Raw genomic sequence first — 12,758 nt, 5'->3', positions numbered from 1 at the left:
CGAGAAATGGCCATGCCTCTGCGCCAGACCGTTCGTATGGGTACCTATCTCTTTCAGCAGAAGCTCCGCAAGCGGGAGAAGTTCCCGCTCATCGTCGAGCTGGAGCCACTTTTCGCCTGCAACCTCAAGTGCGAGGGGTGCGGCAAGATCCAGCATCCCGCGGGGGTGCTCAAGCAGCGGATGCCGGTGGCCCAGGCCGTCGGCGCGGTGCTCGAATCGGGCGCCCCCATGGTCTCCATCGCGGGCGGCGAGCCGCTGATGCACCCCCAGATCGGGGAGATCGTGCGGCAGCTCGTCGCCAAGCGGAAATACGTCTTTCTGTGCACGAACGCGATGCTGATGCGCAAGAAGATGGACCAGTTCACGCCCTCGCCGTACTTCGCGTTCGCCGTGCACATCGACGGGCTGCGGGAGCGGCACGACGAGTCCGTCGCGAAGGAGGGCGTCTTCGACGAGGCCGTCGAGGCGATGAAGGAGGCCAAGCGCCGCGGCTTCCGCGTCACCACGAACTCCACCTTCTTCAACACCGACACCCCGCAGACCATCGTCGAGGTCCTCAACTTCCTCAACGACGACCTCAAGGTCGACGAGATGATGATCTCGCCCGCCTACGCCTACGAGAAGGCGCCCGACCAGGAGCACTTCCTCGGCGTCGAGCAGACCAGGGAGCTGTTCAAGAAGGCGTTCGCCGGGGGCAACCGCGCCAAGTGGCGGCTCAACCACAGCCCCCTCTTCCTCGACTTCCTGGAGGGCAAGGCCGACTTCCCGTGCACGGCCTGGGCCATCCCGAACTACTCCCTGTTCGGCTGGCAGCGCCCCTGCTACCTGATGAGCGACGGCTACGTGCCCACGTACCGCCAGCTCATCGAGGAGACCGACTGGAGCAAGTACGGCCGCGGCAAGGACCCGCGCTGCGCCAACTGCATGGCGCACTGCGGATACGAGCCGACCGCCGTCCTCGCCACCATGGGCTCCCTCAAGGAGTCGCTGCGCGCCGCGCGGGAGACCGTCGCCAGCAACAAGTAGAGCCCGACCAGGAGAGCCAAGCCGGATCAGACCGACGGAGAGCAACGGAGAGCAGGGGGGCCGACCATGTCCTTGCTGGAGTCCATCCACGGACCGCGCGACCTGGACGCGCTGACCGAGGACGAGCTGGAGGAGCTCGCGGAGGAGATCCGCGAGTTCCTGATCCACGCGGTGTCACGCACCGGCGGCCATCTGGGCCCGAACCTGGGCGTGGTCGAGCTGACCCTCGCCCTGCACCGGGTCTTCGACTCACCGGCCGACCGGATCCTGTGGGACACCGGGCACCAGGCTTACGTCCACAAGCTGCTCACCGGGCGGCAGGACTTCTCCAAGCTCAGGGCCAAGGGCGGGCTCTCCGGCTATCCCTCGCGCGCCGAGTCCGACCACGACGTGATCGAGAACTCCCACGCCTCCACCGTCCTCGGCTGGGCCGACGGCCTGGTCAAGGCGAACGAGGTCCAGGGCAGGGACGATCACGTCGTGGCCGTGATCGGCGACGGCGCGCTGACCGGCGGCATGGCCTGGGAGGCGCTCAACAACATCGCCGCGGCCAAGGACCGCCCCCTCGTCATCGTCATCAACGACAACGAGCGCTCGTACTCACCCACCATCGGCGGCCTCGCCAACCACCTCGCCACGCTGCGCACCACCAACGAGTACGAGCGCGTGCTCGCCTGGGGCAAGGGCGTCCTCCAGCACACGCCCGTGGTCGGCAAGCCGCTCTACGAGTCGCTCCACGGGGCGAAGAAGGGGTTCAAGGACGCCTTCAACCCGCAGGGCATGTTCGAGGACCTCGGGCTGAAGTACCTCGGGCCCATCGACGGGCACGACATCGCGGCCGTCGAATCGGCGCTCAGCCGGGCCAAGCGGTTCAACGGGCCCGTCCTCGTGCACTGCCTCACCGAGAAGGGCCGGGGGTACGAACCGGCCCTCGCCGACCTCAAGGACCACTTCCACACGGTCAACAAGATAGACCCGGCCTCCGGCGAGCCGGTCGAGCCGTCGAGCGGGCCCTCCTGGACCTCGGTGTTCGGCAAGGAGATGGTGCGGATCGGGGCCGAGCGCCCCGACGTCGTCGCCGTCACGGCCGCGATGCTGCACCCCGTCGGCCTCGGCGCCTTCGCCGAGGCGTACCCGGGACGCGTCCACGACGTCGGCATCGCGGAGCAGCACGCCGCCGTCTCCGCCGCTGGCATGGCCACCGGCGGGCTGCACCCGGTCGTCGCGCTCTACGCGACCTTCCTCGGCCGCGCCTTCGACCAGCTGCTGATGGACGTGGCCCTGCACGAGTGCGGGGTCACCTTCGTCCTGGACCGGGCCGGGATCACCGGGCCCGACGGGGCCTCGCACCACGGCATGTGGGACATGTCGGTGCTCCAGGTCGTCCCCGGGCTGCGGCTCGCCGCGCCGCGCGACGCCGAGCGGCTGAGCGCCGAGCTGCGCGAGGCGCTGGACGTCGACGACGCGCCGACCGTGCTGCGGCTGCCCAAGGCGACGGTGGGCGAGCCGATCCCGGAGCTGCGCCGGGTGGGCGGCATGGACGTGCTGCGCGAGGACGAGCGGAGCGATGTGCTGCTCGTCTCCGTCGGGGCCATGGCCCCCGTCTGCCTGGAGGCCGCCGAGCTGCTCGCCGAGCGCGGCATCGGGACGACCGTCGTCGATCCGCGCTGGGTCAAGCCCGTCGACCCCGAGCTGGTGCCGCTGGCCGAGCGGCACCGCGCGGTGGCGGTCGTCGAGGACAACGGGCGTACGGGCGGCGTCGGCTCGGTCGTCGGGGACGCGCTGCGCGACGCCGGGTCCGACCTGCCGCTGTGCGCCGTAGGGCTGCCGCAGCGCTTCCTGCCGCACGGCAAGCGCGGCGAGCTGCTCGCCGAGCTGGGGCTGACGCCCGCCGAGGTCGCCGGGCGGATCGGCGCCACGCTGGCCCGCGAGGACGAGCGCGACCGGGCCCGGCGCGAGCGCTGGGAGCGCGAGCGCGCGGCGGGCGGTGCCCGCGAGAACGAAGGGAGCATGGCGTGACCACGGACTTCGACCTGTCGAAGCTGCTGAAGGAGCGCGGCGCCGAGCGCTACGAGCTGCACGCGCGCCACCTCAACCACCAGCTGCCGCGCATGCTGCACACCATCGGCTTCGACAAGGTCTACGAGCGTGCCGAGGGCGCCTACTTCTACGACGCCGAGGGAAACGACTACCTCGACATGCTCGCCGGGTTCGGCGTCATGGGCCTCGGCCGGCACCACCCCGTCGTACGGCAGGCGCTGCACGACGTGCTCGACGCGGAGCTGGCCGACCTCACCCGCTTCGACTGCCAGCCGCTGCCCGGGCTGCTCGCCGAGAAGCTGCTGTCGTACGCGCCGGGCATGGACCGGGTCTTCTTCGGCAACAGCGGCACGGAGGCCGTGGAGACCGCGCTGAAGTTCGCGCGGTACGCCACCGGCAGACCCCGCGTGCTGTACTGCGCGCACGCCTTCCACGGGCTGACGACCGGCTCGCTGTCGGTCAACGGCGAGTCCGGCTTCCGGGACGGCTTCGCGCCGCTGCTGCCGGACACGGCCGTCGAGCTGGGCGACCTCGACGCGCTGGAGCGCGAGCTGCGGAAGGGCGACGTCGCCGCGCTCGTCGTCGAGCCCATCCAGGGCAAGGGCGTGCACGCGACGCCGCCCGGCTATCTGTCCGCGGCGGGCGCGCTGCTGCGCAAGCACGGCGCGCTGCTCATCGCCGACGAGGTCCAGACGGGCCTCGGCCGCACCGGCGACTTCTTCGCCTACCAGCACGAGGAGGGCGCCGACCCCGACCTCGTCTGCGTGGCCAAGGCGCTCTCCGGCGGCTACGTCCCGGTCGGCGCGACGCTCGGCAAGGAGTGGATCTTCAAGAAGGTCTACTCCTCGATGGACCGCGTCCTCGTCCACTCCGCGAGCTTCGGCTCGAACGCGCAGGCGATGGCCGCCGGGCTCGCGACCCTCGCGGTGATGGAGGACGAGGGGATCGTCGCCAACGCGCGCCGCGTCGGCGACCTGCTGCGTACGCGGCTGGCGGCGCTCACGGAGAAGTACGAGCTGCTGCACGAGGTCCGGGGCCGGGGCCTGATGATCGGCATCGAGTTCGGCAGGCCGAAGTCGCTCGGGCTGCGCAGCCGGTGGGCGATGCTCCAGGCCGCGCGCAAGGGGCTCTTCGCGCAGATGGTCGTGGTGCCGCTGCTGCAGCGGCACCGGATCCTGACCCAGGTCTCGGGCGACCACCTCGAAGTGATCAAGCTGATCCCGCCGCTCACCGTCGGGGAGGCCGAGGTCGACCGCTTCGTGGACGCGTTCACCCAGGTCATGGACGACGCGCACGGCGGGGGCGGCCTGATGTGGGACTTCGGGCGGACCCTCGTCAAGCAGGCGGTCGCCAACCGCTGACGGGACCGGCGGAGGGAGCCGGAGGGCCTTCAGCCCTCCAGAAGGCGGTCACGCAGGCGCGTACGGGTCTCCGGGGATATCCGGAGGCCCTGCGCGAGGTAGGTGTCCACGTCGCCCCAGACCTCGTCGATCGTCGCGAACGCGGCGTCCAGATACGCGGCGCGGGCGTCGAAGAGCGGCGAGAGCAGCTCCAGCACCTCGGGCTCCATCCCGGCCTTCGACTTCTCGCTCCGGTGCACCTTGTAGCGCCGGTGCGGGGAGTTGGACTCCAGGTAGTCCGCCTCGATCGCCGGGCGCTCCACGCCCAGCGCGAGGAGCGTGACCGCGATGGAGAGGCCCGCGCGGTCCTTGCCCGCCGCGCAGTGCATCAGCGCGGGCACGCTGTCCTCGGCGAGGGAGTGCAGGACCCGGCTGTGCTCGGCGGTGCGCTCCTTGATGATCGTGCGGTACGAGCGCGTCATACGGTCGGCCGCCAGCCCGTCGCCGAGGATCGCCCGGAGCTGGTCCAGCTCGCCGTCGCGCACCATCTGCCAGAACTCGGCGCCGTCGGCCGGGTCGCTCAGCGGGATGTTCACGTTGCGCACGCCGGGGAGCGTGACGTCGGGGCCCTCCAGCGCCTGGTCGGCCGAGTTCCGGAAGTCGAAGACCGTGTGGAGCCCGAGCCCGCCGAGGAAGTCCGCGTCCTCCGTCGTCGCGTGCGCGAGGTGGCCGCTGCGGAACAGCACACCGGGCCGCACCCGGCGCCCGTCGGCGGTCGGCAGCCCTCCGACGTCGCGGAAGTTCCTGACTCCGGTCAGTACGGACTCGGTGGACTGCTGGCTCACGCTTGCTCCCTCGGTCGTGGCTTCGACACTCTGTTGACCATACGACATGCCTGTCGAGGGGCAATCGGCTCGTACACGTGACCCTCGCGACAGGGTGGGGAGGGGGCCGCCCCGGCGCTTCTCGGCGTTTCTCGGCGGCTCTGGACGGCTCGCGGTGGCCCGTGCGCGCCGAAGGCGGCTCCCGGCGCGGGGAGTTGAGGGCCGCGCGCGTCAAACACGCACTCGGAATCTTCACTCTTTGGGAGCTGGCGGGGGGTGGCGAATACCTCGTCTGGCCCGGGTGCGGGTGGCAGCGAGGGCTAGCGTGGCAACGCCTTGGAGCAGAGCACGTCTCTCAGCGACGTCACCCCTCACTCCCGTCAGCCCTCAACACCATCCCGAGGAACCCCATGCCTGAACCCTCGAGCCACACGGTGCAGACAGGCACGAACGGCTCGCGGCGACGGCACGGCAGGGTCCCCGCGCGCGAGAGCGCGGGCGACGCCACGGTGCGGCACCGCATGGTGCGCCTCGCCGTGCTGCCCGCCGGGCTCATCGCCGTGGCGGGGGCCGCCGTCGTGGCGTACGTGATGCGCGTCCAGGGCGGCATCGACGCCACCGGGACGCCCACGCCCGGCCCGGTGGGCGCCCCCGTGTGGGGCGTGCTCGCCGGGAGCCTGCTGCTGGTCTGCGCCGTGATCGTCACCGCCGCGATGCTCGCCTCCTCCGAGGCCCGCGGCACCGTCGAGCGCTACGCCGCGCTGCGCCGCTCCGTCGCCCGCGGGGAGACGGACCTCCGCGCGATGCTCCAGGCCCTGGAGCGCGGCGAGCGCCCCCAGACGCGCCCGCGCGCGCCGGAGCCGGGCCCGGAGCCCGCGGGCGACGCGCTCGACCTGCTCGCCCAGGAGTTCGCCGTCGCCCAGCGGACCGCGGAGACGGCCCTCGCGGAGGCCGCCGCGCACGTCCGCAGCACGTACAGCGGCAGCGAGGAGAAGGTCGAGGTCTTCGTGAACCTCGCCCGCAGGCTCCAGTCCCTCGTCCACCGCGAGATCGAGCTGCTGGACGAGCTGGAGAACGAGGTCGAGGACCCGGACCTGCTCAAGGGCCTCTTCCACGTCGACCACCTCGCCACCCGGATGCGCCGTCACGCCGAGAACCTCGCGGTGCTCGGCGGCGCCGTCTCCCGGCGCCAGTGGACGCGCCCCGTCTCGATGACGGAGGTGCTGCGCTCGGCGATCGCGGAGGTCGAGCAGTACCCCCGGGTGAAGCTCGTGCCCCCGATCGAGGGCACGCTGCGCGGGCACGCCGTCGCCGACGTCATCCATCTGCTGGCCGAACTCATCGAGAACGCGACGGTGTTCTCGGCCCCGCAGACCCAGGTCCTGCTGCGCGCGCAGCACGTCACGGCGGGGCTCGCGATCGAGGTGGAGGACCGCGGCCTGGGCATGACGCCGGGCGAGCAGAACCATATGAACGCGGTGCTGTCCGAGCCCGACCGGATCGATGTGCCGGAGCTGCTCCAGGACGGCCGTATCGGGCTGTTCGTGGTCTCCTCCCTCGCCCGGCGGCACGGCGTCGTCGTCCAGCTCCAGAGCAACATCTACGGCGGCATCCAGGCCGTGCTCGTGCTGCCGCGCGTCCTGATCGGCGACGAACAGCCCGAGGACCGGGGAGCCGGGGGGTACGCGCCGCCGTCGGCCGCCGCGCAGGCCCGCGCCGACCACGTCGGCGTCGTGGGCGCGGAGGGCGACGGCCGGACGCCGGACGTCCCCGCCCCCGGTCCCGGTCCCGCCCCCGGCGAGCCCCTGCCGCCCCTCTCGCCCCTCCCGCAGCCCCGGGCCGAGGACAGGAGAGGCGGGGGCGGTACGGACGAGGCCGTGCCGCCCGTGCACCCCGCGCCTCCCCTCTCCTCTGTCTCCTCCGTCCCGTCCGCGGGCGGGGCGCCGTCGCCGCAGGCCGGGAAGCCCCGGCTGCCCAAGCGGCGCCGCCAGGAGCACCTGGTGCCCGAGCTGCGCGAACCGCCCCCACCCTTCGGCGGCCCTCGCGCGCAGGAGGTGGCCGAGGAGGGGCACGACCCCGGCCTGATGGCCGCCTTCCGGCGCGGCACCAGCCTCGCGGACGAGACCGACCTCGACGACCCGGGCCCGTACGCCGCCCCCGGCGCGGACCTCCCCAGCGAACCGTCCCCGGCGTCCGGCGGGGACGCCCCCCGACCCGCCCGTTAGTGCCTGCCCAGAGCGGCCCCCCACAAGGAGAAGAACGCGACCATGGTGAGCGAAGCGCCCTTGGGCCAGAACACCGACATCTCCTGGCTGTTGACCGGCCTGGTGCAGCGTGTCCCGCACGCGTGCAGCGCGCTCCTGCTGTCCTCCGACGGCCTGGTGAAGGCCGTCGACGGCATGGAGCCCGACACGGCCGACCACATGGCCGCGCTCGCCTCGGGCCTGTACTCGCTGGCGCGCAGCGCCGGGGTGCGGCTGGGGGAGGGCGGGGAGGTGCGGCAGGTCGTCGTCGAGCTGGAGTCCACGCTGCTCTTCGTCTCCACGGCGGGCAACGGCGCCTGTCTCGCGGTCGTCGCGGGCCGCGAGGCGGACGCGGCCGTGCTGGGCTACGAGATGGGGATGCTGGTCAAGAGCGTCAGACCGTATCTGGCGATCCCCGCCCGGCAGCCGGCGGGGCGCTGAGGCCGGCGCATGCGCGACCCTCAGCCGTCCCCGGCGCGGGACGAGGAGGAGGGGCCGCTGCTCGACGACGACGCGGGCCGGCTGATCCGCCCGTACACCGTGAGCAACGGACGCACCAGGCCCTCGGCGCACTTCGACCTGATGACCCTGGTGATGGCCACGGGCACGCGGCCGCAGAGCTATCTCGGGCCCGACCACGCGCAGGTTCTGGGGCTCTGCGGCGGCCCGGTCTCGGTGGCCGAACTCGCCTCGCGGACGCGCCTGCCCGCTGTCGTGACCAAGGTGCTGCTCTCCGACCTCGCCGACTGCGGCGCGATCACCACGCGGGCCCCGGCACCCGTGCCGCTGGGGTCCGACCCGACCGACCGACAACTGCTGGAGGCGGTGCTGGATGGGCTCCGTAGACGACTCTGACGTTTCTGCAGGCTTCGAGGGGATCGAGGGGGCCGAGGGGGCGGCCGGCTCCGTGGACCTCTTCCCGACGGCGCTGAAGATCCTGGTCGCCGGGGGCTTCGGCGTCGGCAAGACGACGTTCGTGGGCGCCGTCAGCGAGATCGAGCCGCTGAGCACGGAGGAGCTGCTCACCCAGGTCAGCGTCGGCACGGACGACCTGTCGGGCGTGGAGAACAAGGCGACGACGACCGTGGCCATGGACTTCGGGCGGATCTCGCTCAGCAGCGACCACATGCTCTACCTCTTCGGCACCCCGGGCCAGGAGCGCTTCTGGTTCCTCTGGGACGAGCTGTGCAACGGGGCGCTGGGCGCGGTGGTGCTGGCGGACACCCGCCGCCTCGAACACTGCTTCTCCGCCGTGGACTTCTTCGAGCGCCGGGGTCTCGCCTTCATCGTCGCGGTCAACGAGTTCGACGGCGCCTTCCACTACGACCCCGACGAGGTGCGCGCCGCGATAGACCTCAAGCCCGAGGTGCCGGTGGTGGCCTGCGACGCGCGGCTGGCCAGCTCGGGCACGCAGGTCCTCGTCTCCCTGGTCCAGCATCTGATCGATTCTTGGAGGAGCGAGCATGCCGCCGATGTCGTACGACCCCACGACCCACCTGCTGCTCACGCCTGAGGACGCCGAGGCGCCGCGCCGGGTCGTCCGGCTGCGGGAGCTGGGGATCGGGGAGGCGCCCGACCCGGAGTTCGACGAGTTCGCGCGGCGGCTGGCGCAGGTCACCGGGGCGCCGTACGCGATGGTGAACTTCATCGACGAGCACCGGCAGTTCTTCGCCGGGCTCCACACCCCCGACGGCGGCGGCGCCGATCCGGGGCGCCGCGTCCTGGCGCGCGACCACGGCTACTGCCCGCACGTCGTGGTGCGGCGCAAGGCGCTGGTGCTGGAGGACGTCTGCGACTACCCCCGGTTCGCGGGCAATCCGGCCGTGGACGAGACCGGCATCCGCTCGTACCTGGGCGCGCCGCTCATCGACCGTACGGGCATGACGCTCGGCACGGTCTGCGTGGTCGACCACGAACCGAGGCCCTGGGGGCGGCAGGGGCTGGAGACGATCAAGTCGATGGCGGCGGAGCTGATCGAGCAGATCCATCTCCGGGAGCACGACCCTCTCCGGGAGCACGGAGGCCTCTGAGCCGCGAAGGGTGAAAAAGCGTGTGCGAAAGTGTTGATACCCCTTGATGTTCGTGGTGTCTTGTGGGGTATGGATGCCAAGCCATGGGCACGAAGAACATTTCTGACGGCAAGTGGCGGAGTCCTCGCCGGCTGGGCCGCCTTCCGGAGCCAGAAGGCCGCCTTCGCCGCCGCGGCGGGCCGGGAGTGGGACGCCGATCCGACCACCTTCGCGATCAACCGGGAACCGGCGCGCGCGGCGCTCGTTCCCTACCCCGACGCCGCTTCCGCGCTCCGGGGGAAGCCCGCCACCTCGCCGTACTTCCGCTCGCTGAACGGGAATTGGCGCTTCCACTGGTCCGAGACCCCCGACAAGCGGCCCGAGGGCTTCCACCGCCCCGGCTACGACGACAGCGGCTGGGACCGGCTGCCCGTCCCGTCCAACTGGGAGATGCACGGCTACCGCGAGGCCATCTACCTCAACGTCCCCTATCCCTGGTCCGGTTACGAGGAACCGAAGCCGCCCCACGTGCCCAAGTCCTTCAACCCCGTCGGCTCCTACCGCCGCACCTTCACCGTGCCGCGCCGCTGGGACGGGCGGCGCACCCTGCTCTCGTTCCAGGGTGTGAAGTCCGCCTTCTTCGTGTGGGTGAACGGCGAGCAGGCGGGCTACAGCGAGGACAGCTACACGCCCGCCGAGTTCGACATCACGGGACTCCTGCGCGAGGGCGAGAACACCCTCGCCGTCGAGGTCTACCGCTGGTCCGACGGGAGCTGGCTGGAGGACCAGGACATGATCGACCTGTCCGGGATCTTCCGCGACGTGTATCTGTACTCCGTCCCGCCCGTGCGCCTCGACGACGCCGAGGTCGGCACGGACTTCGACGACGGCTTCCGCGACGCCCGCCTCACCGTCCGCACCCGGCTGCGCAACCGTACGGACGAGAAGGCGAAGGCCCACACCGTCCGCGCCGTCCTCCACGGCCCCGACGGCGAGGAGGTGGAGACGGACGGGCTCGAAGCGAGCGCCGAGGTCCCCGCCCAGGGCACCGCCGACCTGAAGTTCGCCTGCGACGTCCGCCGCCCCGCGCCCTGGTCGGCCGAGAGCCCCAGCCTGTACGTCCTCGTGCTGACCGTGACCGGGCCCGACGGGCGTACGACCGAGACGCACCGCGTCCGCTTCGGCTTCCGCCAGGTCACCTACGGACCGGGCAAGCTGCAGATCAACGGCAAGCCGATCGTCTTCAACGGAACCAACCGGCACGAGTCCGATCCCGTGCACGGCCAGGCCGTGCCCGAGGAGACGATGCTGCGCGACGTCCGGCTGATGAAGCAGCACAACATCAACGCCGTCCGCACCTCGCACTACCCCAACACCCCGCGCTGGATGGAGCTGTGCGACGAGTACGGCCTCTACGTCATCGACGAGGCCAATCTGGAGTCCCACGGCATCCGCGACTCGCTCCCCGCCTCCCTCCCGGAGTGGACGGAGGCCTGCGTGGACCGGGCCCGCAGCATGGTCGAGCGCGACAAGAACCACGCCTGCGTCGTCATGTGGTCCCTGGGCAACGAGGCGGGCCAGGGCGACAACTTCCGGAAGATGGCCGACTGGATCCACCGGCGCGACGCCTCCCGGCCCGTGCACTACGAGGGCATGAACGAGGCCGCCGACGTGCACAGCCAGATGTACACGACGCCCGCCGACGTCGAGGCCTACGGGAAGTCCGGCAACCCCAAGCCGTTCCTGCTCTGCGAGTACGCGCACTCGATGGGCAACAGCACCGGCAACTTCCGCGAGTACTGGGACGTCTTCGAGAAGTACCCGAACCTGCACGGCGGCTTCATCTGGGACTGGGTCGACCAGAGCATCACGAAGCCCGTCCCCGGCGACCCCTCCCGCACGTACTTCTCCTACGGCGGCGACTGGGTCCCCGGCTACCCGACCGACGGCAACTTCTGCTGCAACGGCATCGTCCGCAGCGACCGCGAGCCGGACCCCGAGCTGCACGAGGTCAAGCACGTCTACCAGCGCGTGGCCTTCTCCGCCGCCGACGGCGAGGCGGCGAAGGGGCGGGTCACCCTCGCCAACAAGCACCTCTTCACCGGGCTCGACGCCTACGAGCTGCGCTGGGAGGTCACCCGCGACGGCACCCGCGAGCAGCACGGCACCCTGGCCCCTCCGGACACGGAGCCCGGCGCCAAGTCCACCGCCGAGCTCCCCCTCAAGCCCCCCGCACGCCCGGAACCCGGCGCCGAGTACTGGCTGAACCTCGCCCTCGTCCTGCGCCGCAAGACCCGCTGGGCCGATGCCGGGCATGAGGTCGCCACCGGGCAGCTCGCGCTGAAGGAGTGGCAGAGGCCCGCTCCCGAGGAACCCGGCACCGGCGGACTGCCGCCCGTCGAGTACGAGGAGACGGACGCAGGGGTCACGGTCTCCGGGCGGGACTTCCAGCTCACCCTGGACAAGGCCAAGGGCACGCTGACGGCCTTCACCCACAAGGGGACGCCGCTGCTCACGGAGGGCCCGGAGCCGAACTTCTGGCGCGCGCCGACGGACAACGACATCGGCCGCAAGTTCCAGGAGACGGCGAAGACCTGGCGCGAGGCGGGGAGCAAGCGGAAGACCGAGAGCGTGAAGGTCACCCGCGAGTCCGCGTCCGTCGTCGTGATCGAGGTCCGCGCCACGCTGCCGACCTCGCCCGCGACCAGCGCGTACACCACCGTCCTCACCGTGCGCGGCGACGGCGAGGTGCGCGTGGCGCACACCCTGGAGCCCGGCAAGGGGCTGCCGGACCTGCCGATGGTCGGCGCGCTGCTCACGCTCCCCGAGGAGTTCGGGACGTTCGCCTGGTACGGGCGCGGCCCGCACGAGAACTACCAGGACCGCCACACCGGCGCCCCCGTCGGCCGCTACCGCTCGACCGTGGAGGAGCAGTTCACCCCGTACGTACGCCCGCAGCAGTGCGGCAACGTCACCGGGGTGCGCTGGGCGACGCTCACGGGGAAGGGCGGCGGGCTGCGGGTGGAGACGGAGAAGGGCGACCATCTGGAGCTGAGCGCGCTGCGGTTCACCCCGCACGACATGGACGGGCCCAAGCACCCGTACGAGCTGAAGCCCCGCGGGGCGACGGTCCTCGGGGTCAACCACCGGCAGATGGGCGTCGGCGGCAACGACTCCTGGGGTGCTCCGCCGCTGGAGGAGTACCTCCTTCACGCGGACCGTACCTACCGTTACGGTTACCGCCTGCGAGCGGTCTGATCACACGAGGAAGGGCAC

General features: G+C 71.6%; 10 protein-coding genes. 9 read left to right on the top strand and 1 reads right to left on the bottom strand.

Annotation, left to right across the window (positions count from 1 at the left end):
* The first annotated feature begins 6 nt into the window (after window positions 1-6).
* The 3 genes from hpnH to ACGF3A_RS39160 all read left to right on the top strand — a co-directional run bounded on the left by hpnH (window position 7) and on the right by ACGF3A_RS39160 (window position 4,427).
* Window positions 7-1,026, top strand: a complete 1,020-nt coding sequence (gene hpnH, locus ACGF3A_RS39170) for an adenosyl-hopene transferase HpnH (protein WP_393735321.1) — start codon at window positions 7-9, stop codon at window positions 1,024-1,026.
* 66 nt (window positions 1,027-1,092) lie between these two features.
* The gene (gene dxs / locus ACGF3A_RS39165; RefSeq protein ID WP_393735320.1) at window positions 1,093-3,045 is read left to right on the top strand and encodes a 1-deoxy-D-xylulose-5-phosphate synthase; all 1,953 of its coding nucleotides are present in this window, start codon (window positions 1,093-1,095) and stop codon (window positions 3,043-3,045) included.
* Window positions 3,042-4,427, top strand: a complete 1,386-nt coding sequence (locus ACGF3A_RS39160) for an aspartate aminotransferase family protein (RefSeq protein WP_393735319.1) — start codon at window positions 3,042-3,044, stop codon at window positions 4,425-4,427. The genes dxs and ACGF3A_RS39160 overlap by 4 nt, the downstream gene beginning before the upstream one ends.
* 29 nt (window positions 4,428-4,456) lie before the next feature.
* Here ACGF3A_RS39160 and ACGF3A_RS39155 read toward each other — a convergent pair whose 3' ends face one another.
* Entirely contained in the window at window positions 4,457-5,251 is a 795-nt protein-coding gene (locus ACGF3A_RS39155) for a tyrosine-protein phosphatase (protein ID WP_393735318.1), read from the bottom strand.
* Between the two features lie 389 nt (window positions 5,252-5,640).
* On the opposite strand from ACGF3A_RS39155, the gene ACGF3A_RS39150 reads away from it, so the two are divergent.
* From ACGF3A_RS39150 to ACGF3A_RS39125, 6 genes are all read left to right on the top strand, one after another.
* Window positions 5,641-7,455, top strand: coding sequence for a sensor histidine kinase (locus ACGF3A_RS39150; RefSeq protein ID WP_393735317.1), 1,815 nt, complete (start codon window positions 5,641-5,643; stop codon window positions 7,453-7,455).
* A 42-nt stretch (window positions 7,456-7,497) separates the two neighbouring features.
* Complete coding sequence (locus ACGF3A_RS39145; protein ID WP_393735316.1) at window positions 7,498-7,914, top strand: roadblock/LC7 domain-containing protein; 417 nt, start codon at window positions 7,498-7,500, stop codon at window positions 7,912-7,914.
* A 9-nt stretch (window positions 7,915-7,923) separates the two neighbouring features.
* Window positions 7,924-8,328 (top strand): DUF742 domain-containing protein, encoded by a 405-nt coding sequence (locus tag ACGF3A_RS39140; protein WP_393735315.1) that lies wholly within the window; start codon window positions 7,924-7,926, stop codon window positions 8,326-8,328.
* The gene (locus ACGF3A_RS39135) at window positions 8,306-8,986 is read left to right on the top strand and encodes an ATP/GTP-binding protein (protein ID WP_393735314.1); all 681 of its coding nucleotides are present in this window, start codon (window positions 8,306-8,308) and stop codon (window positions 8,984-8,986) included. Before ACGF3A_RS39140 ends, ACGF3A_RS39135 begins: the two co-directional genes overlap by 23 nt.
* Window positions 8,946-9,503, top strand: a complete 558-nt coding sequence (locus ACGF3A_RS39130) for a GAF domain-containing protein (RefSeq protein WP_393735402.1) — start codon at window positions 8,946-8,948, stop codon at window positions 9,501-9,503. The genes ACGF3A_RS39135 and ACGF3A_RS39130 overlap by 41 nt, the downstream gene beginning before the upstream one ends.
* A 69-nt stretch (window positions 9,504-9,572) precedes the next feature.
* Complete coding sequence (locus ACGF3A_RS39125) at window positions 9,573-12,740, top strand: glycoside hydrolase family 2 TIM barrel-domain containing protein (RefSeq protein WP_393735313.1); 3,168 nt, start codon at window positions 9,573-9,575, stop codon at window positions 12,738-12,740.
* The last annotated feature ends 18 nt before the right edge of the window (window positions 12,741-12,758 follow it).

This window comes from Streptomyces sp. NPDC048172 (genome assembly GCF_043202595.1).
Taxonomy (GTDB): Bacteria; Actinomycetota; Actinomycetes; order Streptomycetales; family Streptomycetaceae; genus Streptomyces.
The sequence above is the reverse complement of the archived record's forward strand: the minus strand, read 5'-3'. Positions and strand labels throughout refer to the sequence as shown.

What these genes read in the sequence shown, in the direction of transcription:
- hpnH (WP_393735321.1), top strand. Translation starts at nt 7, where the DNA reads ATGGCCATGCCTCTGCGCCAGACCGTTCGTATGGGTACCTATCTCTTT.
- dxs (WP_393735320.1), top strand. Translation starts at nt 1,093, where the DNA reads ATGTCCTTGCTGGAGTCCATCCACGGACCGCGCGACCTGGACGCGCTG.
- ACGF3A_RS39150 (WP_393735317.1), top strand. Translation starts at nt 5,641, where the DNA reads ATGCCTGAACCCTCGAGCCACACGGTGCAGACAGGCACGAACGGCTCG.
- ACGF3A_RS39145 (WP_393735316.1), top strand. Translation starts at nt 7,498, where the DNA reads ATGGTGAGCGAAGCGCCCTTGGGCCAGAACACCGACATCTCCTGGCTG.
- ACGF3A_RS39140 (WP_393735315.1), top strand. Translation starts at nt 7,924, where the DNA reads ATGCGCGACCCTCAGCCGTCCCCGGCGCGGGACGAGGAGGAGGGGCCG.
- ACGF3A_RS39135 (WP_393735314.1), top strand. Translation starts at nt 8,306, where the DNA reads ATGGGCTCCGTAGACGACTCTGACGTTTCTGCAGGCTTCGAGGGGATC.
- ACGF3A_RS39130 (WP_393735402.1), top strand. Translation starts at nt 8,946, where the DNA reads ATGTCGTACGACCCCACGACCCACCTGCTGCTCACGCCTGAGGACGCC.
- ACGF3A_RS39125 (WP_393735313.1), top strand. Translation starts at nt 9,573, where the DNA reads ATGGATGCCAAGCCATGGGCACGAAGAACATTTCTGACGGCAAGTGGC.